The organism is Streptomyces sp. S465 (assembly GCF_026898115.1).
Lineage (GTDB): Bacteria > Actinomycetota > Actinomycetes > Streptomycetales > Streptomycetaceae > Streptomyces > Streptomyces luomodiensis.
The window spans coordinates 1,058,723-1,083,718 of sequence record NZ_CP114036.1 but is presented as its reverse complement, the minus strand read 5'-3'; the positions used below and the strand labels follow the sequence as shown (position 1 = coordinate 1,083,718).

Genomic DNA, 24,996 nt, shown 5'->3' with positions numbered 1-24,996 from the left:
GCGGGGCGCCCTGCGATGGCGCCCCGCCCGGGGCCCGGTCCGTCCGGGCGTGCTGACGCCTACCCGGTGCACTCCATGGACGCCGGGTCCTCCGCGTCGTGGATCAGCGCCTGATGCGCCGTGCGCAGCCGGTTCACATCAGCTTTGATCACCTTGCGGTCATAGCTGAGCAGCCCGTTGAGCTCGCCCTCCACATCCACGATCTGGGTGTAGACGGCCCCGCTGCTGCCGTTGCACGCGATCAGCCCGCGCACCTTGTCCAGCAGCTTCAGATACTCGTCGGTGAACTGGTCCCGGTCCACACCGACGTAGGTGTGCCGCACGGGCCAGGCGTGGCCCGGTATGGCCAGGCCCAGGCCGCCGTACTCGCCGGTGACGGCCGCCCGTGTCGCGTCCGGGCGCGGATCGCCCGGCGCCGGATAGGCGTGGACATCGGCGATGTCGCCGTTTCCGGTGTCGTTCCAGCCGCTGGCCCCGTTGACGAGCCGGCTGGGGTCCCAGCTCTTCGCGAGCGCCGGCACCTTCGAGCCGCCGTACTGGCCCCAGCCCTCGTTGAAGGTGACCCAGATGACGATCGACGGGCTGCTGATGTGCTGGTCGATCATCCGCTTCATCTCGTGCTCGTACTGCGCCTGTGCCTTCTCCGAGGGGGCGACCGCGTTCATGGACGGCATGTCCTGCCACACCAGCAGGCCCAGCCGGTCGGCCCAGTAGTACCAGCGGTCGGGTTCGACCTTGATGTGCTTGCGCACGGAGTTGAAGCCCAGGCGCTTGTGCATCTTCAGGTCGTAGGCGAGCGCCTCGTCGGTCGGCGCGGTGTGCAGTCCGTCGGGCCAGTACCCCTGGTCGAGGGTGGCCATGGAGAAGACGGGCTTCCCGTTGAGCAGGATGCGCTGCTTCCCGTCCACCTCTCCCACGGCGATGCTCCGCATGCCGAAGTAGCTCTCCACCCGGTCCGCCGATCCGCCCCGCCCGACGGTGACCTTCAGCCGGTACAGATGCGGATCGTCGGGGGACCACAGGTGCGGTGCGGGCACGGGGACGGTCAGCGGCGTCCCGGTGCGTCCGGTGGCGGTGCCGACCACGCGCTTTCCGTCGTAGGCGGTGGCGGTGACCGGAACGCCGTCGCGTACCCCGCGGACCTCGGTGGTGAGGGACTCGCCGGGGACGTCCGGGGTCAGCTTGAGGGTGTCCACGTGGTCGGCGGCGACCGGCTCCATCCAGACGGTCTGCCAGATCCCGGAGGAGGGGGTGTACCAGATGCCGCTGGGGTCGAGGCGCTGCTTGCCCAGCGGCGGATCCTCGCCGTCGGCCGCGTCGGTCGGGTCGTAGACGCCGACGATCAGCTCCTGGGTGCGGCCCGGCCGCAGGGCGTCGGTGACATCGGCGCTGAACCGGTCGTAACCGCCGCGGTGGTCGGCCACCTGGGTGCCGTTGACGTACACCTGGGCCTGCCAGTCCACGGCGTCGAAGTTCAGCCGCAACCGCTTGTCCTGGCCGACCTTCCAGCCGGCCGGAACGGTGAAGGTCCGCCGGTACCACATGCGGTCCTCATGGCGCTCCACGCCGGAGAGCTGGGACTCCACCGGGTACGGCACCAGGATCCGCTCCTTGAGCTTCTTCCCGACGGGCGGTGCCTGCCCCTCTTCGGCGGCGGCGAACTGCCAGCTGCCGTTGAGGTTGCGCCACTGATCGCGAGTCAGCTGCGGGCGCGGGTACTCGGGATGGGCGTTGTCGGCGCTGACGTCCTTCGCCCAGTCCGTGCTCAGCTGGTACGTCGACTCGTTGCCGCCGAAGGAGACGTACGGCTCGATGGCGCCGTCGGCGTCCTCGAGACCGCCCTCGCCGTCGTAGCGCACCACGGCCTCGCCGCCCTGGCCGACCACCGGCTCCTTCAGGGTGAGCAGCAGCCGGGACGGGTCGGCCGGGTCCAGCCGGGCGCGGCCGAGCGGCCAGTCGGCGCCGCCGATGACGGCGGTCAGATGCGATGTCAGACCGGCCGGGGGAGTGGTGAGGGGCTGGGCGAAGTCCAGCAGCAGGGTACGGCCGTCGGACTGGACGGCGCTGGTCACCGGGCCGTCGTAGACGAAGTCCGCGGGCACCTGGAAGGCCGACGAGGGTACGGGCGCCTTGGCGGCGCCGGGCGGGGTCCAGGACAGATGGAGGTTGGAGCCGCCGTAGTGCTCGAAGTACTCGACCTTGATGTCGTACGCCCTGCCCGCGGTGAGCTCGACGGGCTGGGAGGTCTGCTCCTTGTCCCAGTCGTCCACCCAGTGGTCGATGACCGGTTCGCCGTCGATCCACAGCCGGAAGCCGTTGTCGCCGGTGATCGAGAAGGTGTGGGCGCCGGAGCGCTCCGGTGTGATCCGGCCGGTCCAGCGGACGCTGACGTCGTCGGCCCGTCCGGTGGTGACCTGTAGCCGCGGCTCCAGATTGTCGAAGTCGAGGGCGGGGTCGAGGCTGGTGGCCTTCAGTTCATGGAAGTCGAAGGCCCCCTCGGCGGACTGGAGGTAGTAGTCGCCGCGGAGGCCGTGGATGACCGGAGGGTCGTCGGAGGGGGTGTCGGCCGCGGCCGGACCCGGAGCGGTCAGCAGACCGAGCGCACCAAGCGCCAAGGTCACGGTCGCGACCATGGATCTGGTGAAAGACGAACGAAAACGCACATGTCCTCCTTGCTGGAACAGCTCTTGGGACAAGTGGAGCGCCGCCATTGCGCCATCTCCAACAGAACCTGTCAATAGTGAACGCAAGGCAACAGGGTCGGCTGGTGGATGCGGGAACCTTGACGGGAATGCGCTATCTCCCTAACGTCGCGTTCACGCGTTCATGGATGTGACTGTTATTCAACAAGCCGCATAAAGGAGGCCCGTGGTGGGGCGACGGATCGTGGTGTCGGGCGGCGGTACGGGCATAGGACTGGCGACCGCGGAGACCTTCGCCGCCGACGGCGACCGGGTGGTCATCCTCGGGCGCCGCGCCGAAGTGCTGCGCGCGGCGGCCGACAGGCTCAACGCCGCCCACGGCACCGGCCTGGTCACCTGGGCCGACGCGGACCTCAGCGACCCGGCGCAGACCCGGCGCGCCGCCGAGACCATCGCGGCGGACGGCGCGGTCGACGTCGTCGTCACCAACGCCGGCGGCAATGTCGCGGCCACCCACGACGGAACCCTCGAGGGCATCGCCGACCAGTACCGGCGGAACTTCGCGGCCAACGTGCTGACCGCCGTGCTGCTCACCGAGGCGCTGCTGCCCCACCTCACCCGGCCCGGCGGCCGGATCGTCCACCTGTCCTCGGTCGCGGCGCTGCGCGGCCCCGGGTCGTACGGCGGCACCAAGGCCGCGCTGCACGCCTACACCTTCGAACTGGCCAAGCGGCTCGGCCCGGAGGGCGTCACGGCCAACGCGGTGGCCCCCGGCTATGTCGAGGACACTGAGTTCTTCGGCGAGCGCGGCACACCCGAGTTCATCGCCCAGCAGATCGGGCAGACGCTCACCGGACAGCCCGGGACGCCCGGCGAGATCGCGGCCGCCATCCGCTATCTGGCCTCCCCGGAGGCAGCGTATGTCACCGGCCAGGTCCTGCACATCAATGGCGGTGCCCAGCTCGGCCGCTGACCACGCCTCACCCGGATGGTGCCGCCGGTCGGGTCCGCGCCAGGGCCTGCCGTCACCTTCCCGTCGCCGCCCGAGGGGCGGACGGCCTATGACGACGGTCGCTAGGGCCCAACGGCCCTCGATCAAGGGCCGCGCAGCCCTGCCGCCCCGTGCGGCCGTGGTCCAATCTGGTCCTCCACACAGGTGGGGGGAAGACGGACGGACGGCCGCACCGAAGGAGTCAGCCCACTGACTCCAACCATCTTCGGGCGCGGCCGCCCGTCCGTCCTGTGGTGCCACGGCCGGCGGACCCCCGTCTCCGCCGCGCGGGGGGCGCGGCGCAACCGGTCAAGCCCTCCGGCCCGGAACACAATGGGGGTGTCGAGGGAGGAGAGCCGGTGAGCGGCCGTGTCGGACTGGGTGTGGGAGTACGAGGGCTACGAGCCCGGCGAGGAGCGGCTGCGGGAGTCGCTGTGCACCCTCGGCAACGGCTATCTCGCCACCCGGGGGGCGGCCCCCGAGGCGACCGCCGATGAGATCCACTACCCGGGCACCTACGTGGCGGGCTGCTACAACCGGCTGATCTCGGTGGTCGGCGGACGGCAGGTCGAGAACGAGGACCTGGTCAACCTGCCGAACTGGCTGCCGCTGCGCTACCGCGTCCGCGACCCGGACCGGCCGGCCGGCCCCGGCGGCTGGCTCTCGCCCGACGGGGACGAGCTGACCGGCTACCGGCAGACCCTCGGCCTGCGGCACGGCACCCTCCTCCGGCGGCTGCGGTTCACCGACCGGCACGGCCGGGTGCTCCACGTCGAGCAGCAGCGCCTCGTCCACATGGGGGACCCGCACCTGGCGGCGATGCGGACCACCTTCCGGGCCGAGGGCTGGTCCGGCACCCTCGAACTGGAGTCGGGGCTCGACGGCGCCGTGGCCAACACGGGCGTGGCCCGCTACGGCGCGCTGGCCGGCTGCCACCTCGGCGACCGGCACACCGGCACCGCCGGCCCCGACACCGTATGGCTGAGCTGCCGCACCACCGCCTCCGAGGTGCGGGTGGCCATGGCCGCGCGCACCCGGGCCGTCCAGGGCGTGCCCACCGGCACCGGGCAGCGGGTCACCCAGAGCGCGGCGCTGCGCACCCTGGCCGTACCGGTCGCGCCGGACGCCCCCGTCACCATCGAGAAGACCGTGGCGGTGCACACCTCCAAGGACCCCGCGACCGGCGATCCGGTCCGGGCCGCGCTCGACGGGGTGGCCAAGGCGCCGGGGTTCGGCAAGCTGCTCGCCTCCCACCGCACCGCATGGGAACACCTGTGGCGCGAGGCCGCGTTGGAGGTGCCCGGCGAGGCGGGCCACATCCTGCGGCTGCACCTGTTCCACGTCCTGCAGACGCTCTCCCCGCACACCGCGGAACTGGACGTGGGCGTCCCGGCCCGGGGCCTGCACGGCGAGGCGTACCGCGGACACGTCTTCTGGGACGAGCTGTTCGTGCTGCCGTATCTGAACCTCCACTTCCCCGAGGTCTCCCGGGCCCTGCTGCACTACCGCCACCGGCGGCTGCCCCAGGCGTGCCGGGCCGCCGCGGACGCCGGGCGGGCCGGGGCGATGTACCCGTGGCAGAGCGGCAGCGACGGGCGGGAGGAGACCCAGACGCTGCATCTGAACCCGCGCTCCGGCCGCTGGCTGCCGGACCACTCCCGGCTCCAGCAGCACGTCGGCTCCGCGGTGGCGTACAACGTGTGGCAGTACTGCCAGGCCAGTGGCGACACCGACTTCCTGCACACCAAGGGCGCGGAGATGCTGCTCCAGATCGCCCGCTTCTGGGCGGACACCGCCGTGTTCGATCCGGACCGCGGGCGGTACCGCATCCGCGGAGTGGTCGGGCCCGACGAGTACCACGACGGCTACCCGGGCGCCGACCGCGCTGGGATCGACGACAACGCGTACACCAACGTCACCGCCGCCTGGGTGCTCGACCGGGCCCTGGAGCTGGCCCGCACCCTGCCCGAGCCGCGCCGGCGCGAGCTGTTCGAGCGGGTGGGCCTGGACCGCGCGGAACCGGAGCGCTGGGAGGACGTCTCACGGCGGCTGCTGGTCCCCTTCCACCGGGGCGTCATCAGCCAGTTCGACGGCTACGGGGAGCTGGCCGAACTCGACTGGGACGGCTACCGCGCCCGCTACGGCGACATCCGCCGGCTGGACCGGATCCTGGAGTCCGAGGGCGACTCCGTCAACCGCTACCAGGCATCCAAGCAGGCCGACGCGCTGATGCTCGGCTACCTCTTCGGCCCGGCCGAACTGTCGGCGCTCTTCCGGCGGCTGGGGTACGCCCTGGACGACGACGTCTGGCACGCCACCGTGGCCTACTACCTGCCCCGGACCAGCCACGGCTCGACCCTCAGCGAGCTGGTGCACGGCTGGGTGCTGGTGCGGGCGCGCCGGGCCGACGCGTGGCGGCACTGCCAGGAGGCGCTGCTCGGCGATGTGGCGGACGTCCAGGGCGGCACCACCGGCGAGGGAATCCACCTCGGGGCCATGGGCGGCACCCTGGACCTGGTGCAGCGCGGCCTGACCGGGCTGGAGACCCGCGAGGACGCCCTGTGGCTGGACCCGGTGCCGCTCCCCGAGCCGTCGGAGCTGCCGGGGCTGTCCGCACTGTCCGCACTGTCCGAGTACCGGTTCGCGATCCGCTATCGCGGCCACTGGGGCGTCGCCCTGCGGGTGCGGGCCGGGAGGTTGTGGATCAGCGTGCCGGACTCGGAAGAGCCCCCGATCGAGGTGCGGCTCGCCGACCGCTCCCTGACCGTCGCCCCGGGCGAGTCCAAGTGGCTGCCGCTGTCGTCCGGCTGAACTCCGGCCCGGCCTCGGCCGAACGCCCTCAGCCCAGACCTGGGACCACCATCGTCAGCCAGACGACCGGGGGGACCGCGACCACCATGATCCCGCCGTAGATCATCAGCTGCCGGAAGAACCGGTCCCGGTCCACGTCCGGCGCGTTGGCCAGCACCAGCGCTCCGTTGGTCGAGAACGGGCTGACGTCCACGACGGTCGCCGACACCGCGAGGGCCGAGATCATCCCCACCGCGCCGATGTCGCCCTGGGCGAGGAAGGGCACGGCGAGCGGGATCAGCGCGCCCATGATGCCCACCGAGGACGCGAACGCGGAGACGATCGCGCCGATGTAGCAGAGCAGCAGGGCGGCGAGCAGCGGAACCCCGATGTCGCTGACCGCCCTGCCCGCGTAGTCGATGGTGCCCATCTCGTCCAGCACCCCGACGTAGGTGAGGACGCCGCAGATCAGCAGCACGGTGGGCCAGGTGACCTCGTTCACGGCCCGCTTGCCGTGGTCCGGCCAGAAGACGCTCAGGACCACGGCGAGCGTGATCGAGGTGAGTCCGGCGTCCAGATCGAAGGCGAGCACCGCGACCACCAGCGCCACCAGCGCCACCAGCGTGGCGATACGGGCCGGGGAGAGACGGCTCTCCGCCTCGGCCGCGCCCGCCTCCTCCTCGGCGGCGACGGCACTCCTGGGGAGCTTCAGCCCGCCGCAGACGACGAAGACGACGGCGGCGATGACCAGGTTGACCACCAGGCTCGCGAGGAACAGCGTGACCTCGTTGCCGGGGAGCTTCTCCCGCTCCACGATGCCGTTGACGATCGAGCCGTAGATGCTGATCGGGGAGAAGCCGCCGCCCTGGGCGCCGTGCACCACCATGGCGCCCATCAGCAGCGGGCTGATGCGGTACCGCGCGGCGAAGGAGAGCGCGAGCGGGGCGACGATCGCGACCGCCGCCGGGCTCACCGCACCGATCGCGGTCAGCGCCCCGCTGATCGCGAACATCACCCACGGGATCAGCGCCACCCGCCCGCGCACCAGCCGGATCGAGGCGTGCACCAGCCAGTCGGTGGTGCCGTTGGCGCGGGCGAGGGCGAACAGATACGTCACCCCCACCAGCACCACGAACAGATCGCCCGGGAACCCGGCGAAGATGTGGTCCGCGTCGAAGTCGGCGACCAGTTCACCCACACCGAAGGCGGCGGCGAAGGACAGGGCGCCCATGTTGATCGACCGGGTGGTGGCGATGACGAAGACCACCACCAGCACGAGTATCGATATCAGTTCGTCGGACATCGAGGGCTCCCGGTCGCTGGGGCCCGGTCGGCGGACCGGGACGGGTCGGGCCAAGTGGCCGCTGGCTGACTCACGTTGCGGGCCGGGTGGTTCCACAGTCAAGACGTCGGTGGCGAATTGGCTCAGCCAATTGACCAATCGACCAATGCTCCACCGCCCCACAGGGCCACCGCGCCGCCCGGTGCTACGCTGCGGATCGGGGCGATCACGAACCGCGATGGGGGGGAGTCCGTATGACCGGGGATGCGCTGCGCCCGATGAGCCGTCAACGCCTGTACGAGCAGGTGCTGGAGCGGCTGCGGGCCTATGTCGAGGAGGGCGGGCTGCGCGCGGGCGACCGGCTGCCGACCGAGCGCGAGCTGGCCCAGCGCCTCGGGATCAGCCGCGCCTCCGTGAAACAGGCCATCGTCGTCCTGGAGGTGCAGGGGCTGGTCGAGGTGCGCCAGGGCGGCGGGATGTGCCTGCTGCGCGACAGCCTTGCCACCGAGCCCGTCGAGCGGCTGATGGAGCGCCGCCGCCGGCTGCCCGATGTCCTCGACGCCCGTGAGGCGTTGGAGACCAAGCTCGCCGAACTCGCCGCCGAGCGCCGCACCGACGACGACCTCACGGCCCTGCGGCAGGCGCTGGACTGGATGGAGGACGAGATCGAGTGCGGGCGCCACGGCATCGAGGGCGACCGCCGCTTCCACGCCGCCGTCACCGCGGCGGCGCACAGCCCGCTGCTCGCCGAGTTCATGCGCTCGATCGCCGACCAGATCACCGAGAGCCGGGAGGAGTCGCTGCGCCAGCCCGGCCGCCCCCAGCGCTCGCTCGCCCAGCACCAGCGCATCCTGGACGCCATCGCCGAGAGCCGGCCCAAGGCCGCCGCCGCGGCCATGCGCCGCCACGTCCGCACCGTCGCCCAGGTGCGGCTGCTCAACTGGAATCCGGACGAAACCACCTGAGCCCGCGGCCGACCTCCCTCAAGCCGATGTGGCCACCGCGCCGACGGGGCCACCGTGCCTGACCATGACCGAGTACGGTCATGGTCTGGACTTTTCTCCGTGGCTCGCTAGGCTCTGCGCGATCGAGTCGTGAAAGCGCTCTCACCCTGCCCAGCAGAAGGGGAACTTCCATGAGACGGAAGCCCGTTGTCCGTGCCGGACTGTCCGCACTGCTCGTTCTGGGCGCCCTCTCGGGCGCCGGCGGGGCGTTCTCGACCGCCGCCGCCGCGTCCGGCGCCGACCGCTCCGAGGCCAAGCCCGCCGCCGCGGCGGCGCCGTCCGCCGCACTCGTCCGCGCGGTCGGCCAGGACCTCGGCCTCACCGCGGACCAGGCGCGCACGCGGCTGAGCCAGGAGGCCGCCGCCATGAAGCTGGAGCCCAAGGCCAAGCGCGCCGCGGGCACCTCCTACGGCGGCTCGTGGTTCGACGCGGACAGCGGAAAGCTGGTCGTCGGCGTCACCAGCGCCGATCGGGCCGCGTCGGTACGGGCCACGGGCGCCACCACCCGGATCGTGCGGCACAGCGCCGACGCGCTCGACGCGGCCAAGGCCCGCATCGACCAGAAGGCCGAGAAGAAGGCCGCCCCGGCCGGGGTGAGCAGCTGGAGCGTCGACCCCCGGGCGGGCGGGGTCGTGGTCCGGGTCCGCTCCGGACACGAAGCCGACGCCGATGTCCGCGCGTTCCTGACCGACGCCGAGCGCTCGGCGTCGGTCCCGGTCACCGTCGAGAAGGCCCCCGCCCAAGCGCCGACGACCTTCGCCGCCGGCACGGTCGGCGGCGACCCGTACTACACCGGCAATGTGCGCTGCTCCATAGGCTTCTCGGTCCAGGGCGGCTTCGTCACGGCCGGACACTGCGGCCAGAAGGGGGCCTCGGTCAGCGGCTGGGACGGCTCGTACATCGGCAACTTCCAGGGCTCCTCCTTCCCCGGCAATGACTACGCGTACGTCAACGTCGGCAGCGGCTGGTGGACCGTGCCGGTGGTGCTCGGCTGGGGCACCGTGTCGGACGCGCTGGTCCGCGGCTCCGCCGAGGCCCCGATCGGCGCCTCCATCTGCCGCTCCGGCTCCACCACCCACTGGCACTGCGGCACGGTGCTGGCCAAGAACGAGACGGTGAACTACAGCCAGGGCGCCGTCTACCAGATGACCAAGACCAGTGTGTGCGCCGAAGGCGGCGACTCCGGGGGCTCGTTCATCAGCGGCGACCAGGCCCAGGGCGTGACCTCGGGCGGCTGGGGCAACTGCACCAGCGGTGGCGAGACGTGGTACCAGCCGGTCAACGAGATCCTGTCGGCGTACGGCCTGACGCTGCACACCGCCTGACAACACGTGACCGGACCCGACGGAACGGGGACGGGGCGGGCCGCCGGGCCCGCCCCGTCGCCCGTTCCGGCGGCTATCCCGGGCGGTGCGCGCTCAGCCGGTGCGGGTCGTAGCCGGGGATGGTGCCATCGGGCTTGGCGACCAGGAACAGCCCGGCCATGCCCATGTCGGAGTGGCTCTGGACATGGCAGTGGTACATCCAGGCGCCCGCGCCGACGTTCTCCCCGGCGATCACCTGGAAGCCGAAGGAGTCGGCAGGCCCGGTGATCTTGTTGTCGATGATCCGGCTCATGTCCTCCGGGCCCGCCAGCAGTCCGGTGCGGTTGTCCGCCCAGCGGTGCCCGTGCATATGGAAGGTGTGGTAGTACTCGCCGTGCGTGATCATGATGATCTCGACACGGTCGCCCACCGTGGCCCGGAACTCGGGGGCGTCATGCCCCGACCTGTTGTTGATCGTCATGTCGTTGAAGACGATCGTGAACTGCTTCTCCGGCAGGATGTCGCCCGCCCGCCGCACCACCACCGGGCCGTACAGCCCCTTGCGCAGGCCGCCGGTGCCGTGCGGGGTGCCCACCGCGTGGTCGTGATAGTGCCAGTAGCCCGCGCTGCCCGGCCGCCAGGTGCCGTCGGCGCGCTTGCCCGGGGCGTGGGTGCGCCAGGTGTAGGTGCGGGTGCCGCCCGGCTCCACGGCGCTGCGGTTGAGCTGGGTGCCGTCGCTGGCGACGTCGTAGTCCAGGCCGTGCACATGGAGGCTGGCCGTGACGTCCATGGTGTTCTCGAACTCGATGTGCAGGGTGTCGCCCTCGGTCAGCTCGATCAGCGGACCGGGGATGGTGGCCTTGCCCTTCTCGAGTCCGTAGCCCATCTGGCCGTCCGGCAGCTTCTCCGCGTAGAGCGTGAGATGTCGGACCACTCCGCCCGCGGCCGCCGTCCGGACTCCCCCTGAGGGAGCCGCCGGAGCCGCCGGTGCCTTCGCCGCGGCGGGGGAGGTGAGGGCCAGCGGTCCGACGGCCGCGGCGGCCGCGCCGCCGGTGAACAGCCGTCTGCTGAGACCGCGTCTGGAGGTGATACCGGGTGCGTCGCTCATCGTTCTCCCAAATCGCCGTGGATCTCCTGCGGTTGACGATGCGCAGCTGCCCCGGGGCGTTTCTCACGGTAGCCGGGGGATCCTCGTTCATCCACACTCAGGACAAAGTTCGTTGAGTTGCGGTCATAGCTATTGGCGGGTTGCGAAAAGCCGTCTAGCTTCCTTCAGCGGTGTTTCCGGTAGGAGAGGGATGGGTGACCAATGCGGGACATACCGTACCAAATGCCCTCCAAAGGGACGGGACTGACAGTCGGTCGGCTGCGAAAGAGACGCGCGGGGATGGCGGCACTGCTCCTCGGCGCCCTCACCGCGAGCCTGCTGGGCGGGACCCCCGCCAGCGCCCGGCCCGAGGATCGTGCGCCACTCACGCTGCCGTCCCCGCCCGGCGGTGCCGACGTCCGGGTGCTGGTCTTCCACGGCTCGGCGGGGGACGAGCCGGCCACGGTGAACGCGGGCATCGAGGCCATCGAGAAGATCGGCAACCAGGGCCCGGCGGAGACCCGGTTCACCGTCGACGCCACCGCCGACGCCTCGGTCTTCACCAAGCCCCGGCTCGGCAGGTACAACGCCGTGGTCTTCCTGACCGGCGCCGGGGATGTGCTCGACCCGGAGCAGGAGGCGGGACTCGAGGCGTACATGGAGGCGGGTGGCGGCTTCCTCGGCATCCGTGACGCGGCCCGCAACGAGCCGTACTCCGACTGGTTCACCGGGCTGATCGGCGCCCGCCCCGCCACCACGAGCCCGGCCACCGCCCAGCGGGCCGTGGTGGAGGTCGGCGACCGCGTCCACCCGGCCACCAAGGAGCTGCCGGTGGAGTGGAAGCGCACCGACACCTGGCTCAACTGGCGGGACAACCCCTCCGGCACGGTGCACACCGTGGCCCGGGTCCGGGAGTCCAGTTACCAGCCGGGCGCCGGTGCCAACGGCTGGGACCACCCGATCTCCTGGTGCCGGGACTACGACGGCGGCCGCTCCTTCTACACCGGGATGGGCGGTACGGTCTCCAGCTTCCAGGAGACCGACTTCCGGGCCCATCTGCGGGGCGCCCTGATGTGGACCACCCGTCTCTCCCGCGCCGACTGCAAGGCCACCATCTCCGCGAACTACGAGGCCGAGCGCGTCACCAAGCCCAATCAGCCGGGCCAGTCCGACCAGATCGGCGAGCCGCACGGCCTTGTCGTGGCCAAGGACGGCCGGGTGCTCTACATCGGCCGGGGCGGCGGTGACAACAGCGCGCCCGTGGTCACCGACTGGAACGACCCCGAGATCGGCAAGGGCCAGGGCCAGATCCACGTCTACGACCCCGCCACCGGAAAGGTCACGCTCGCCGGCGCCCTGACCGTCTTCGGCAACAAGGGCGGCGGCGAGGAGCTGGTCAAGAACGAGGAGGGGCTGCTCGGCATCGAGCTGGACCCGGACTTCCTCAGCAACGGCTGGGTCTACCTCCACTACACCCCGCACTCCCGGATCAACCGGGACACCCGGATGGCCGAGCGCCGCGTCTCCCGGTTCACCCTGGACCTGACGACCGACAAGCTGGACCTGAGCTCGGAGAAGGTCCTGCTCTCCTGGCCGGTCCAGATCCACAGCTGCTGCCACGCGGGCGGCGGGATGTCCTGGGACTCCAGGGGCAACCTCTACATCGCCACCGGGGACAACAACTCCTCCCAGTTCAGCGACGGCTACTCCGGCAACAACCCGCAGCCGAACTACAAGGGCGTCTCCTTCGCCGACGCCCGCCGCACCGCCGGCAACACCAACAACCTCAACGGCAAGATCCTGCGGATCCACCCCGAGGACGACGGCACCTACACCCTCCCCGAGGGCAATCTCTTCACCGGCGAGGAGCCCGACGAGGGCGGCGGCAAGACCCGTGGCGAGATCTATGTGATGGGGGTGCGCAACCCGGCCCGGATCTTCGTGGACCCCAAGACCGACATCCTCTACGCCGGGTGGGTCGGCCCCGACGCGGGCGAGCCCAGCACCACCTGGGGCCCGGCCAAGTACGACACCTTCGCCGCCATCACCAAGGCGGGCAACCACGGCTGGCCGTTCTGCATGGGCAACAAACAGCCCTACCGGGACCGGAACCTGCCCGATCCCACCAAGCCCCTGGGGTGGTACGACTGCGACCACCCCAAGAACGAGTCCCCCAACAACGACGGCCTGGTGAACCTGCCGCCGGTCACCGCGAACACCATCTGGTACTCACCCCAGGGCGGCGCCCCCGACTACCCGCGGGACGCGAACGGCATCCCCAGCTACGAGACGTCAAAGGCCACATACCTGCTGCCGTGGCTCAAGGGCGGCGGGCAGGCCACCATGAACGGCCCGGTCTACCGCTACGACGCCGACAGCGACTCCACCACCAAGTGGCCCGCCTACTGGGACGGCAAGTGGTTCGTCGGCGACTTCTACGACGGCGACCAGCCGCGCCACGCGGTGCTGACCGACCCCAAGACCGTCGGCAAGGGCGGGCTGCCGGTGCACGCCGAATCCCTCAGGCAGATCATCCCAGTGGGCGCCGACGGCATCCGCAACCTCATGGACTGGAAGTTCGCCCCGGACGGCTCGCTCTACGTCCTCGACTACGGGCGCGGCTTCTTCACCTCCGACTCCAAGTCGGCGCTGTGGCACATCACCTACACCGGTGGCGAGCCCACGCCGCTCGCCCAGGATCTGGCCAGGAAGGCGGAGTGACCGTGGAACGAAGGCGCCAGAGCCCCAGCAGACCCTGGACGGCGCTCCTCGCCGCGCTGCTCATGGTCCTCGGCCTGAGCTCGGCGACGGCGACGGCCGCCTACGGGCGGGACGACACCCGGCAGGCCGTACCGCAGACCCTCACCTGGACCGCGGGCGACGACATCACCGCGTACACCTCGGCGCCCACCACCGCGGTCGCCGGGAAGGCCACCATCGTCTTCGAGAACAGCACGGCCACCGGCAACACCACCGGGATGCCGCACACCCTGACCTTCGACGTCTCCGACCCCGAGTACAACAACGACGTCGCGCTGAACATCCTCGCCAACCCCTCGGACGACAGCGGCGGCAAGCACACCGCCGAGGTCACCCTCAGCCCCGGCCGCTACCACTACCACTGCACCATCCCCGGCCACGGCCAGATGCAGGGCGTCCTGGTGGTCACCGACGGCGGCGGAGGCGAGGACACCACCGCGCCGGAGGTCTCGGCGAAGGTCGAGGGCGAGCGGAACGCGGACGGCGCCTACATCGGGATGGCCACCGTCACGGTGTCCGCCACCGACGCCGGCTCGGGCGTGGACCGGATCGAGGTCGCCGAAGGGGACGGGGCGTTCCAGCCGTACACCGCCCCGGTGATGGTCCACGAGGTCGGCACGCACACCCTCCGCTACCGGGCCGTGGACAAGGCGGGGAACGTGTCGGAGGTGAAGTCGGCGGACTTCCGCCTGGTGGCGCCGCCGACGGATGACACCACACCGCCCGCGACCTCCGCCACCGTCTCCGGTGAGCAGGACCCCTCCGGCGCGTACCTCGGCATGGCCACCGTGACCATCACCGCCTCGGACACCGGATCCGGGGTCAACCGGATCGACTACGCCCTGGGGGAGGGGGATTTCCAGCCGTACACCGGCCCGGTGATGGTCCATGACACCGGTGACCACACGGTGCGCTACCGGGCCGTGGACCGGGCGGGGAACGTGTCGGAGGTGAAATCGGTGGACTTCACCGTGGTGGCCCCGCCCACCCAGGACACCACACCCCCGGTGGTCTCGGCGGAGGTCGGCGGGACGAAGAACTCCGACGGCGCCTATGTCGGCAGCGCCAAGGTCACGCTCACCGCGGCCGACGACGACTCCGGGGTGGAGAAGGTCGAGTACTCCCTGGACAGCGGGCCGTATCTCGCCTACACCACTCCCGTGGTGGTGGACCGGGTGGGCCGCCACACCGTCGCGTACCGCGCCACCGACACGGCGGGCAACACCGCCACCGCCCGGCAGATCGCGTTCACCGTGGCCGAGGGCGGTGGAGTGCCCGCACCCGCGTGCCCGGAGTGGGACGAGCGGCTCACCGTGATCGTCGGCACGGTGGACACCGGTGTCCCCAACCGCATCACCCGCGGCCGGTGCACCATCAACGAGTTGATCGAGGACGAGAAGGACTGGTCCTCGCACGCCCTCTTCCTCAAGCACGTCACCGCCGTCACCGACAAGCTGCTCGCCGACGGCGTCATCGACCAGCGCGAATACCGTCTGATCAACAAGGCGGCCAGGCAGTCCGGCATCGGCGAGCCCGGTGAGAACGAGGGCTACCGACCGCTGTTCGACGGCACCGAGAAGTCGTTCGAGGCGTGGCAACACGTGGGCGGCGGGGCCTTCGGTCTCAACGACGACGGCAGCATCACCAGCAGCTCCACGGTCGAGGGCATGGGCATGCTGTGGTTCCCGCAGCGGACGTACGACGACTTCTCGCTGAAGCTCCAGTTCCGCGATGACGCACCCGGCACCGGAAACGCCAACAGCGGTGTCTTCGTGCGCTTCCCGAATGTGCACGACCACCCCGAGGAGTCCCGCCCGGAGTGGGTCGCCATCACGTACGGACACGAGGTGCAGATCCTCGACCGGCCCGACGGCGATATGTACAAGACCGGCTCGATCTACGGTTTCGACCGGGTCGGACTCGGCGGCGCCGGGGTCACCCCCAAGGGCAGCTGGAACGACTACGAGATCCGGGTGGTCGGTCAGCACTACTCGATCTACCGCAACGGTGTGCTGATCAATGAGTTCGAGAACACCGGCGGCCAGGAGTTCACCCCGCCGCGCGCCGGCGACCCCGGCACGGACGGCCGTCGGTACGCCTCCGGATACATCGGTCTACAGACCCACAGCACCGACGATGTGATCTCCTTCCGCGACATCCGCATCAAGGAGCTGTAGCCACAACGTGCCACAGCCCGCTCCCGGCTCGCCGGGAGCGGGCTGTGGGCCGCCCGTTCAGGAGGCCAGGGTGTCCAGAATCCCCTGGCCGTACTTGGCCAGCTTGTTCTCACCGACCCCGCTCACCGTGCCGAGCTCCTCCAGCGTGGCCGGGGAACGGGTCGCGATCTCGCGCAGGGTGGCGTCATGGAAGACCACATACGCGGGGACGCCCTGCTCCTTCGCGGTCGCGGCACGCCAGGCGCGCAGCCGCTCGAAGACCGGGACGGCCTCCTCCGGCAGATCCACCGGAGCCTTCTTGGCCTTGCCCGAAGCCGAAGCCGCCGACTTCCCCTTTCCGGCACGCGACGCCTTCTCCGGCTCGCGCCGCAGCCTGACCTCGCGCCGCCGGTTCAGCACCTCCGCGCTCGCGTCGGTGAGCACCAGCGTGCCGTAGTCCCCCTCGACGCCGATCAGCCCCTGCGCCAGCAACTGCCGGACCACCCCGCGCCATTCGGCCTCGCGCAGCTCGGTGCCGATACCGAACACCGACAGCGCGTCATGGTCGAACTGGATGACCTTGGCCGTCTTCTTGCCGAGCAGGATGTCGATGATCTGGCCCGCGCCGAACTTCTGGTTGCGCTCCCGCTTGAGCCGCACCACCGTCGACAGCAGCTTCTGCGCGGCGATGGTGCCGTCCCAGGACTCCGGGGGCGTGAGGCAGGTGTCGCAGTTGCCGCAGGGAGCGGACTCCTGGCCGAAGTAGGCCAGCAGCCGCACCCGGCGGCACTCGACCGTCTCGCACAGCGCCAGCATCGCCTCGAGATGGGCGCCGAGGCGGCGCCGATGGGCGTCGTCTCCCTCGGAGGTGTCGATCATCTTCCGCTGCTGGACGACGTCCTGGAGTCCGTACGCCAGCCATGCGGTGGACGGCAGCCCGTCCCGCCCGGCCCGGCCCGTCTCCTGGTAGTAGCCCTCGACGGACTTGGGCAGGTCCAGATGGGCCACGAACCGCACATCGGGCTTGTCGATGCCCATGCCGAACGCGATCGTGGCCACCATGACCAGGCCGTCCTCGCGCAGGAAGCGCGCCTGGTGCTCGGCGCGCGTGGCCGCGTCCAGCCCGGCGTGGTACGGCAGGGCGTCGACGCCCTGGGCGACCAGGAACTCGGCCGTCTTCTCCACCGAGGAGCGGGACAGGCAGTAGACGATGCCCGCCTCGCCCGCGTGCTCGGTGCGCACCAGCTCCAGCAGCTGCTTCCGGGGCTCGTTCTTGGCGGCGATCCGGTACTGGATGTTCGGGCGGTCGAAGCTCGCCACGAAGTGCAGGGCGTCCTGGAGCTTGAGCCGGGAGGCGATCTCGGCGTGGGTGGCCTCGGTGGCGGTCGCGGTCAGCGCGATCCGGGGCACCGTGGGCCAGCGCTCGTGCAGCTCGGACAGGGCCAGGTAGTCGGGCCGGAAGTCATGCCCCCACTGCGCCACACAGTGCGCCTCGTCGATGGCGAACAGCGAGATGGTGCCCCGCTCCAGCAGCCGCAGCGTGGACTCCACCCGCAGCCGCTCCGGCGCGAGATAGAGCAGGTCCAGCTCGCCCGCGAGGAACTCGGCCTCGACCAGCCGCCGCTCGTCCAGATCCTGGGTGGAGTTGAGGAAACCGGCCCGGACCCCGAGGTTCCGCAGGGCGTCGACCTGGTCCTGCATCAGCGCGATCAGGGGGGAGACGACAACGCCGACCCCCTTCCGCACCAGCGCCGGGATCTGGTAGCACAGCGATTTGCCGCCGCCGGTCGGCATGAGGACGAGCGCGTCGCCGCCGGCCACGACATGGTCGATGATCTCCTGCTGACCTCCCCGGAAGGAGTCGTAGCCGAAGACGCGGTGCAGAACGCCGAGCGCGTCGCTCCTGTCGGTGGCGGGCGCGTCGCTCATCTCGGGGCCGGTGTCGGGGAGAGCCATCCGGCGATTCTAGGGGGCCCGGCGTACGCGCGCCGACCGGCTGTGGACAACCGACCGGATGGGGCAAGGTGTGCGGGCACAGTGGCCGAGGAGACGGGCACGTGCCATGCTCATGCCCACTCGCCTTGTCCATCCTTACCCCACGAGGAGGCCGATCGTGAGATCCGGCAAGCGCGTCCGTGTCCTGCCCGTCCGCGCCTTACCCGCCGCGGTGACGGCGGTGCTCGCCCTGGCGGCCGGGCAGGCCGTGGCCGCTCCCGCCGCCCCGGCGGAGCACACCGCCGCCGCGCGGGTCGTGACGTACGACGCCAGCGGGGCCGCCGAATTCCAGGACGCCGTGGCCAAGGGCGCGGCGGTCTGGAACGAGAGCGTGGTCAACGTCCAGCTGAAGCCCGCCGCCTCCGGGCAGCGGGCCAACGTCCGCATCATCGCGGACAACGGCTGGCCCCGGACCCTGTCGACCGGTCTGGGCAGCGGCACGATCTACTTCGGCCGTCAGGCCGTCGACGAGGGCCACAACACGGTGCGGATCTCCTCACACGAGCTCGGCCACATCCTCGGTCTGCCGGACGTCAAGCCGGGGCCGTGTTCGAGCCTGATGTCCGGTGCCAGCGCGGGCACCTCCTGCACCAACCCCTACCCGAACGCCGCCGAGAAGGCGAAGGTCGAGGACAGCTTCGGCCTCGTGGGCGCGACGGCAGCACCGCGCACGTACCAGGACTGACCCGGGCGAGCGGGCCGGGAGCACGGCTCCCGGCCCGCTCCCTCGCGGCGGGCCGGCCCCGCACAGCGGCGGGCTGTGGCGGCAGCCGGGTGCCGGCGCGGACCGCCGGAAGGCGGAGCGACCCCGTACGGCAGGGCCGAGGCGGGTTGGCGGCGACGAGGGCGAGGAGCTGGTGGTCCAGGCGCTGGTGCCGCCGGGCACCCGGGCCGAGGTGCGGCTGCCGGGGGATGACACACCGTTCGAGGCGGGCGCGGGGCGGTACGTCGTCAGACGGTGATCACCTCGGTGTCCGGCAGCGCGCGGAAGGGGGCGAGCTGGGCCTCGGTGGCGCCGCTGTCGGTGACCAGCGTCCATGCCCGGTCCAGCGGGGCCCAGGCGGTGAACGGGGCCTGACCGAGCTTGCTGCTGTCGGCCAGGACGTACAGCTCCTTGCCGCGGTCGGCCATCATCTCCTTGAGCGAGGTCTGTTGCAGGCTCGCCTCGCAGATGCCCAGCCGCGCGTCCAGCCCGTCCGCGCCGAGGAAGACCTTGTCCGCGGTCAGCCGGGACAGGGTCAGCTCGGCGAGCGGCCCGACGAAGCCCTGGCTGACGTGGCGCAGCGTCCCGGCGAGGGTGATCAGCTCGACCCCGTCCGCCTCGGCCAGCTCGCGCAGCGCGGTGAGCCCGCTGGTGATCACGGTCAGGTCGGTGCGGGCGCGCAGATGGTGGGCGAGCCGTCCGGTGGTGGTGCCCGCGTCGAGGATGACGGTGTCGCCCTGCCCGATCCGCGCGGCCGCCCAGCGCCCGATGCGGTCCTTCTCGGCGACGGCGAGCCCGCTGCGCTGCCCGAGGCTGGGCTCGGTGGTGTGACCGGCGCTCATCGCGCCGCCGTAGGTACGGGCGATGGTGCCCTGTTCGGTGAGGAGTGCGAGGTCCCGGCGGATGGTGGAGGGGGTCACCTCCAGTGAGCGGGCCAGCTCCTCGACCACGACCGTGCCATCGGTCCGGATCATTCGGGCGATCAGCTCCCGGCGGTCCCCGGCGCGCAGCCGTCTGCGCTCCTCCGCCCCGGCCTCCTGAGTCATGGCGGCCCATCCTTCCGCTCACTCCGCGCGACGCTGCGCAGCACTGAGCAACACTATCAGTCTGCGCATTCCGCGCTGTTTCATGGTGGACACTGCGCAGACTCTTGCGCGTTACGTGCAATCGTGCGAGCGTTCCGCACACAACACGCACAGAGCGGGGAGGTCGTATGACGGCGGAGAGTGTGCCGACGCAGGTCGGGCCGAGGGACGAGGCGCCGTCCGACGATCCGTACGCACTGCGGGCGAGCGACATCAAGGAACCGCCGCGCGATCTACGCGGCACGGTGCGCCGGCTGGGCCCCGGAATGATCCTCTCCGCCGCCGTGGTCGGGTCCGGCGAGCTGATCACCACCACCTCACTGGGCGCCAAGGCGGGTTTCGTCCTGCTGTGGCTGGTCATCGCCAGCGCGCTGGTCAAGGTGTGGGTCCAGATGGAGCTGGCCCGCTGGACCATCCTCACCGGCAAGACGGCCCTGGCCGGCTACAGCCAGGTCGCCCCCAGAGTGGGCCGGGTCGGCTGGATCAACGTGCTGTGGATCCTCATGGACTTCGCCAAGATGCTCCAGCGCGGAGGCATGATCGGCGGCGCCGCGGCGGCCTTCAGCATCCTCGCCCCGATCGGCGGCGAACCGCTGGGCCGGACCTCGCTCACCGCCTGGACCGTGATCGTCGTGGTGTCCGTCGTCGCGCTGATGTATACGAACCGCTACGGGATGGTGGAGAAGGCCGGGTTCATCACCGTCGTTCTCTTCACCCTCTCCACCGTCGCCCTCGCGGTCGGACTGCCCTGGACCGACTTCCCGTACGGCGGCTCCGATCTGGCCTCCGGACTGACCCTGTCCATCCCGGCCGGGACGCTCGGCTTCGCCGTCGCCATGTTCGGCATCACCGGCGTCGGCGCCGATGAGATGACCACCTACACCTACTGGTGTCTGGAGAAGGGGTACGCCCGCTGGACCGGCCCCGACGACGGCACCGAGGCACGGGCCCGGCGCGCCGAGGGCTGGATCCGGGTGATGCGCATCGACGCGCTCACCTCATGGGCCGTGTGCACCCTGTGCACGCTCTCCTTCTACATCATCGGCGCGGCCATCCTGCACCGGCAGAACCTGGTGCCCGAGGGCAACGAGATGATCACCACGCTGTCCCGGATGTACACCGACACCCTCGGCCCCGCCGGCAAGTACCTCTTCCTGGCCGGTGCCATCGCCGTCCTCTACTCCACGATCATCGCCTCCACCGCGAGCGTGCCACGGCTGTGGACCAACACCCTCGGCCTGCTCGGCGTGTTCGACTGGCGGGACGTCAAGGCCCGGCAGCGCGTCATCCGTCTGCTCACCGTGGTCCTGCCGCCCCTGTGGGCCGCCTTCTACCTCTATCTCCAGGAGCCGGTGCTGATGGTGCAGGCCGGAGGCATCGCGGGCGGGATCTTCCTGCTCGCGGTCGTGATCGCGGTATGGCGGCTGCGCAGCACGGAAGTCGATCGGCGGTTCCGCGCCAACCCCGTGCTGAACGGCGCGCTGGTGCTCAGCAGTACGGCCATCGGCGCGCTGGGTGTCTATTCGGTCCTCGATGTCCTCGGGCTCGGGGTGGGGAGTTGAGGGAGTTGAGCGAGTTGCGTGAGCCGAGCGGGGCGGGCGGGTCCGGTGCGGCCACCGGCCATGACGTCCTGGTGACCACACCGAGCTTCGGACAGCATGCGAGCGAGCCCTGGGAGGTGTTCGCGGCCGCCGGGGTGCCGGTGCGCACCGCGCGGGCGGCGCATCCGCTCACCGAACGACAGCTGATCGAGGAGGCCGAGGGCGCCAGGGCGCTGGTCATCGGGCTCGACCCGGTGACGGCGGCGGTCCTGGCGGCGGCGCCGGGGCTGGAGGTCGTCGCCAAACACGGCGTCGGCACCGACAACATCGACCTTGCCGCGGCCGCCGCACACGGCGTCCGCGTGGTCAACGCCCCCGGAACCAACACCACGGCGGTCGCCGATATGACGATGGCCCTGCTGCTGGCCGCCGTACGGCGCATCGTGCCCGCGCACGCCTCGGTCACCGGCGGCCGCTGGGACCGCTTCTTCGGGCCCGAACTGGCCGGGCGCACCCTCGGCATCGTCGGCTTCGGCCGGATCGGACAGGCCGTCGCCCGCCGCGCCCGCGGCTTCGACATGGACCTCATCGCCTACGACCCGCACCTTCCCGCGGCCGTCTTCGCCGAACAGGGGGTGCGGTCCGTGACCTTCGAGGAGCTGATCGCGGCCGCCGATGTGCTCACCCTGCATCTGCCGGGGCCCTCGGGCGGACCGCTGCTCGGCCGCGCCGAACTGGCGGCCATGAAACCCGGATCCTGTGTCATCAATACGGCGCGGGGCGGGCTGATCGACGAAGAGGCCCTCGCCGAACTGCTGCACAGCGGGCATATCGCGGCGGCCGGTATCGATGTGTTCGCCACCGAACCCCCGGCCGGTCATCCGCTGCTCACCGCGCCCAACGCGGTGCTGACCCCGCACTGCGCCGCGTTCACCCAGCAGGCCAACGCCGCGATGGGCACCACCGTGGCCGCCGATGTGGTGCGCGTCCTGCGGGGAGAGGACCCGGTGAACGCCGTGGTGTGAACGCAACACCGGAACACCGGGCGACGCACCCCGGATCCCCATGACCACCCCCGCATCCGCCCCCGAGACACCACGAGAGAAGCTGACAGCATGAACACTTCCCCCGCCGACTTCGCGGCCCGGCTGCGCGCCCGCCAGCGGATCATCGGTTACTGGGTCGTCCTCGACAACCCCGTCGGCACCGAGCGCCTGGCCGGGCTCGGCTACGACTACATCTGCGTCGACGCCCAGCACGGCCTCCTCGATTACCAGGGCACCCTCGGCGCGATGACCGCCATCGACGCCCGCGGCACCTCCGCCGGGATGGTGCGCGTCCCGGCCAACGACGGCTTCTGGATCGGCCAGGCCCTCGACGCCGGCGCCCGTGGGGTCATCGTCCCACTGGTCAACAGCGCCGAGGAGGCGGCCGCCGCGGTCAGCTACTGCCGCTACCCCCCGCTCGGGGTGCGCTCCTACGGCCCGATGCGCTCGGGCCTGCGGGTCGGCCCCACCCCAGCCGAGTCCAACGAGCAGGTCGCCTGCATCGTGATGATCGAGACGGCCCAGGCGCTGGCCAACACGGCGGAGATCTGCGCGACGGACGGGCTCGACGGTGTCTACATCGGCCCCTCCGACCTCACCATCGCGCTCGGCGGCCGCACCTCGACCGACACCTCGGTCGCGGAGAAGTTCGACGCGGCCCTGGCGAAGGTCGCCGAGGAGGCGCGGGCCGCGAACATCGCCGCCGGTATCCACTGCCCCGACGGCGCGACGGCCGCCAAGCGCCTGGCCCAGGGCTTCACCTTCGCCACGGTCAGCAGCGACCTGGTCCACCTGGAGCAGGCCGCCGCGGCACACCTGCGCGACGCCACAGCCTGAGTGCTCCCCCTCGGGACCGCGGCTCCGCCCGGCCGGGCGCGGGGGGTGGCGCCGGGCTCCACGACCGGAGGCCGAGGCCGCTGCCGGTGGGGCCTGGGGCGGCGCGCAGACCCCGGCCCAGGCAGTCCGGCGGCGGCAGGGCCCTATGTGCCGCGGGCGCTGGGGCGCGGCCTCGCGATACCGGAAGCCCGAAGCCTGTCCCCGCGGGAGCCGGGGCGAAGCTCGCGGCACCGGGCCGGGGCCTGTCCCCGCGGGGGCGGGGATGAAGCCCGCGACACCGGCGCCCGCCGGGGGCTGGGCTCCCGGCGGGCGCCGGTGCGCGGAGCGCGGTCAGGTCTCCACGCGCAGTGGCGGGGCCGTGAGGCCGCGGGCCTTTGGCAGAAGCACCGTCCGCAGGGCGACGGCGGGGGACATCAGGCGGGACGGGGCCGCGGCCAGGTATGTGACGTCCCGGAACGCCGCGCCCACCACCCGGTCGATCGTCGCCCGAGCCGCCAGCCGCCCGAAGTACCAGCTCCGCAGCCGCTCGGCCGCGCCCGGCGGTGTCGCGTCCGCGTCCGTGGCGTACGGGCGGTCCGCGCCGACGGCGGTCAGCCAGGCGGTGTCGCTCGCACGGGCCACGGCGCGCTGCGCGGTGGCCGCGAAACCGGGCCGCAGACCTCCCTCGGCCAGGCAGCGGCGCAGGGCCAGCCCGCTGAGGGCGGCCACCGACATGCCCTGCCCGTAGACCGGGTTGAAGGTGCAGGCGGCGTCCGAGACCGCGAGGAACCCCTCGGGCACCCCGCCCGGGGCGTCGTAGTGGCGGCGGCGGTTGGAGGTGTCGCGGAATCCGTACGGCGGGGAGACCGGCTCACAGGTCAGCAGGTGTTCGTAGAGCGCCGGCTCGCCCAGGGACTTGACGAAGCCGAGCACTTCCGAGCCCTCGGTCGGCGGATGCTGGCCGCGCACCCCCGACAGGGTCAGCAGCCAGTTGCCGTCCTCGACGGGGGACCACGCCGCGCCGCGCGGACATTCCGGGCGCGGCTGGATGACCATCACCATGTCCAGCGGCTCGGCGGGCCGGAACATCTGGGTGCAGTAGCCGATCCCGGCGTCGACGACCTCCTCGCGCGGCACCGGAGCGCCCAGTTCCGCCAGCCACCGGGGGGCGCGCGAGCCGCGCCCCGAGGCGTCGACGACCAGATCGGCGGGCAGCTCCCGCTCGGCGTGCCCGGCGTCCCGCGCCCGTACCCGTACGCCGGTCACCCGGTCCGCGCCGCCGAGCAGCCCGATGACCTCGGTGGCCTGGAGCACCTCCACCCGGGTCCCGGACCTCTCGGCCTCGGCCAGCACCCGCGCCCGTACGGTGGCGTCGAACAGCGCCCGGGTGCAGCTGGTCGTGATGTGTCTGCCCTCGTGGTAGCGGCGCTGCCAGCCGTTGGGGGCCTTGGTGATCACATCGCGCGGCGCTTCGAGGCGGTGCGCGCCGGCCGCCTCCAGTTCGCTTCCCAGCCCGGGGAACAGCTCCTCCAGGGCGCGCCGCCCGCCGCTGAGGAAGACGTGCAGATGGCGGCCCTGGGGTACGCCCTTACGGAAGACGGGCTGCTCGGGATAGCGGTCGCGCTCCACGAGGGTGACCCCCTCGACGTGGCCGAGGAGCGCGCCCGCCGCCAGCGTGCCCGCCAGTCCTCCGCCCACCACCACCGCGTGGCCCTTGCCCATGTCCCGCCCTCTCCCGATCATGATTGACGACGGCCCAAGCCTGGTGCCCCCGGCTTGGGCCGTCAACCACGT

General features: G+C 71.5%; 16 protein-coding genes. 10 read left to right on the top strand and 6 right to left on the bottom strand.

The window, feature by feature from the left end; genetic code table 11:
* Positions 1-59 precede the first annotated feature (59 nt).
* The gene (locus N6H00_RS04420) at positions 60-2,633 is read right to left on the bottom strand and encodes a PA14 domain-containing protein (protein WP_268970217.1); all 2,574 of its coding nucleotides are present in this window, start codon (positions 2,631-2,633) and stop codon (positions 60-62) included.
* 238 nt (positions 2,634-2,871) lie between these two features.
* On the opposite strand from N6H00_RS04420, the gene N6H00_RS04415 reads away from it, so the two are divergent.
* Positions 2,872-3,615 (top strand): SDR family NAD(P)-dependent oxidoreductase, encoded by a 744-nt coding sequence (locus N6H00_RS04415; RefSeq protein ID WP_268970216.1) that lies wholly within the window; start codon positions 2,872-2,874, stop codon positions 3,613-3,615.
* Between the two features lie 387 nt (positions 3,616-4,002).
* A complete protein-coding gene (locus tag N6H00_RS04410; RefSeq protein WP_268970215.1) occupies positions 4,003-6,444 on the top strand; it encodes a glycoside hydrolase family 65 protein in 2,442 nt (813 codons plus the stop codon).
* Positions 6,445-6,472: 28 nt separating this feature from the next.
* On the opposite strand, the gene N6H00_RS04405 is transcribed toward N6H00_RS04410, so the two are convergent.
* Positions 6,473-7,726 carry an SLC13 family permease gene (locus N6H00_RS04405; protein WP_268970214.1) on the bottom strand — a complete coding sequence of 418 codons (1,254 nt, stop codon included), beginning with the start codon at positions 7,724-7,726 and terminating at the stop codon, positions 6,473-6,475.
* 233 nt (positions 7,727-7,959) lie between these two features.
* Between N6H00_RS04405 and N6H00_RS04400 the strand changes: the two genes are divergently transcribed.
* Both N6H00_RS04400 and N6H00_RS04395 read left to right on the top strand, forming a co-directional pair.
* Positions 7,960-8,670, top strand: coding sequence for a FadR/GntR family transcriptional regulator (locus N6H00_RS04400; RefSeq protein ID WP_268970213.1), 711 nt, complete (start codon positions 7,960-7,962; stop codon positions 8,668-8,670).
* 170 nt (positions 8,671-8,840) lie between these two features.
* Complete coding sequence (locus N6H00_RS04395; protein WP_268970212.1) at positions 8,841-10,034, top strand: S1 family peptidase; 1,194 nt, start codon at positions 8,841-8,843, stop codon at positions 10,032-10,034.
* A gap of 73 nt (positions 10,035-10,107) precedes the next feature.
* On the opposite strand, the gene N6H00_RS04390 is transcribed toward N6H00_RS04395, so the two are convergent.
* Positions 10,108-11,121: a multicopper oxidase domain-containing protein gene (locus N6H00_RS04390; RefSeq protein WP_268970211.1), complete on the bottom strand. Its 1,014-nt coding sequence runs from the start codon at positions 11,119-11,121 to the stop codon at positions 10,108-10,110.
* Between the two features lie 279 nt (positions 11,122-11,400).
* Between N6H00_RS04390 and N6H00_RS04385 the strand changes: the two genes are divergently transcribed.
* Together N6H00_RS04385 and N6H00_RS04380 are read left to right on the top strand one after the other, a co-directional pair.
* Positions 11,401-13,821, top strand: coding sequence for a ThuA domain-containing protein (locus tag N6H00_RS04385; protein ID WP_268970210.1), 2,421 nt, complete (start codon positions 11,401-11,403; stop codon positions 13,819-13,821).
* A gap of 62 nt (positions 13,822-13,883) precedes the next feature.
* On the top strand, positions 13,884-16,037 hold the full coding sequence (locus tag N6H00_RS04380; protein WP_268976841.1) for an OmpL47-type beta-barrel domain-containing protein: 2,154 nt from the start codon (positions 13,884-13,886) through the stop codon (positions 16,035-16,037).
* 57 nt (positions 16,038-16,094) lie between these two features.
* Here N6H00_RS04380 and recQ read toward each other — a convergent pair whose 3' ends face one another.
* Positions 16,095-17,972 (bottom strand): DNA helicase RecQ, encoded by a 1,878-nt coding sequence (gene recQ / locus N6H00_RS04375; RefSeq protein ID WP_268970209.1) that lies wholly within the window; start codon positions 17,970-17,972, stop codon positions 16,095-16,097.
* 157 nt (positions 17,973-18,129) lie between these two features.
* On the opposite strand from recQ, the gene N6H00_RS04370 reads away from it, so the two are divergent.
* Positions 18,130-18,696, top strand: coding sequence for a snapalysin family zinc-dependent metalloprotease (locus tag N6H00_RS04370; protein ID WP_443072897.1), 567 nt, complete (start codon positions 18,130-18,132; stop codon positions 18,694-18,696).
* A 266-nt stretch (positions 18,697-18,962) separates the two neighbouring features.
* On the opposite strand, the gene N6H00_RS04365 is transcribed toward N6H00_RS04370, so the two are convergent.
* Complete coding sequence (locus N6H00_RS04365) at positions 18,963-19,760, bottom strand: DeoR/GlpR family DNA-binding transcription regulator (protein ID WP_268970208.1); 798 nt, start codon at positions 19,758-19,760, stop codon at positions 18,963-18,965.
* 167 nt (positions 19,761-19,927) lie between these two features.
* On the opposite strand from N6H00_RS04365, the gene N6H00_RS04360 reads away from it, so the two are divergent.
* From N6H00_RS04360 to N6H00_RS04350, 3 genes are all read left to right on the top strand, one after another.
* Entirely contained in the window at positions 19,928-21,361 is a 1,434-nt protein-coding gene (locus N6H00_RS04360; protein ID WP_268970207.1) for an Nramp family divalent metal transporter, read from the top strand.
* Between the two features lie 5 nt (positions 21,362-21,366).
* Positions 21,367-22,365 (top strand): phosphoglycerate dehydrogenase, encoded by a 999-nt coding sequence (locus tag N6H00_RS04355; protein ID WP_268970206.1) that lies wholly within the window; start codon positions 21,367-21,369, stop codon positions 22,363-22,365.
* 90 nt (positions 22,366-22,455) lie between these two features.
* On the top strand, positions 22,456-23,223 hold the full coding sequence (locus N6H00_RS04350) for an HpcH/HpaI aldolase family protein (protein WP_268970205.1): 768 nt from the start codon (positions 22,456-22,458) through the stop codon (positions 23,221-23,223).
* Between the two features lie 330 nt (positions 23,224-23,553).
* On the opposite strand, the gene N6H00_RS04345 is transcribed toward N6H00_RS04350, so the two are convergent.
* A complete protein-coding gene (locus N6H00_RS04345; protein WP_268970204.1) occupies positions 23,554-24,924 on the bottom strand; it encodes an NAD(P)/FAD-dependent oxidoreductase in 1,371 nt (456 codons plus the stop codon).
* Positions 24,925-24,996 lie beyond the last annotated feature (72 nt).

What these genes read in the sequence shown, in the direction of transcription:
- N6H00_RS04400 (WP_268970213.1), top strand. Translation starts at nt 7,960, where the DNA reads ATGACCGGGGATGCGCTGCGCCCGATGAGCCGTCAACGCCTGTACGAG.
- N6H00_RS04405 (WP_268970214.1), bottom strand. Translation starts at nt 7,726, where the DNA reads ATGTCCGACGAACTGATATCGATACTCGTGCTGGTGGTGGTCTTCGTC.
- N6H00_RS04420 (WP_268970217.1), bottom strand. Translation starts at nt 2,633, where the DNA reads ATGGTCGCGACCGTGACCTTGGCGCTTGGTGCGCTCGGTCTGCTGACC.
- N6H00_RS04360 (WP_268970207.1), top strand. Translation starts at nt 19,928, where the DNA reads ATGACGGCGGAGAGTGTGCCGACGCAGGTCGGGCCGAGGGACGAGGCG.
- N6H00_RS04380 (WP_268976841.1), top strand. Translation starts at nt 13,884, where the DNA reads ATGGTCCTCGGCCTGAGCTCGGCGACGGCGACGGCCGCCTACGGGCGG.
- N6H00_RS04385 (WP_268970210.1), top strand. Translation starts at nt 11,401, where the DNA reads ATGGCGGCACTGCTCCTCGGCGCCCTCACCGCGAGCCTGCTGGGCGGG.
- N6H00_RS04345 (WP_268970204.1), bottom strand. Translation starts at nt 24,924, where the DNA reads ATGGGCAAGGGCCACGCGGTGGTGGTGGGCGGAGGACTGGCGGGCACG.
- N6H00_RS04390 (WP_268970211.1), bottom strand. Translation starts at nt 11,121, where the DNA reads ATGAGCGACGCACCCGGTATCACCTCCAGACGCGGTCTCAGCAGACGG.
- N6H00_RS04365 (WP_268970208.1), bottom strand. Translation starts at nt 19,760, where the DNA reads ATGACTCAGGAGGCCGGGGCGGAGGAGCGCAGACGGCTGCGCGCCGGG.
- N6H00_RS04350 (WP_268970205.1), top strand. Translation starts at nt 22,456, where the DNA reads ATGAACACTTCCCCCGCCGACTTCGCGGCCCGGCTGCGCGCCCGCCAG.
- recQ (WP_268970209.1), bottom strand. Translation starts at nt 17,972, where the DNA reads ATGGCTCTCCCCGACACCGGCCCCGAGATGAGCGACGCGCCCGCCACC.
- N6H00_RS04395 (WP_268970212.1), top strand. Translation starts at nt 8,841, where the DNA reads ATGAGACGGAAGCCCGTTGTCCGTGCCGGACTGTCCGCACTGCTCGTT.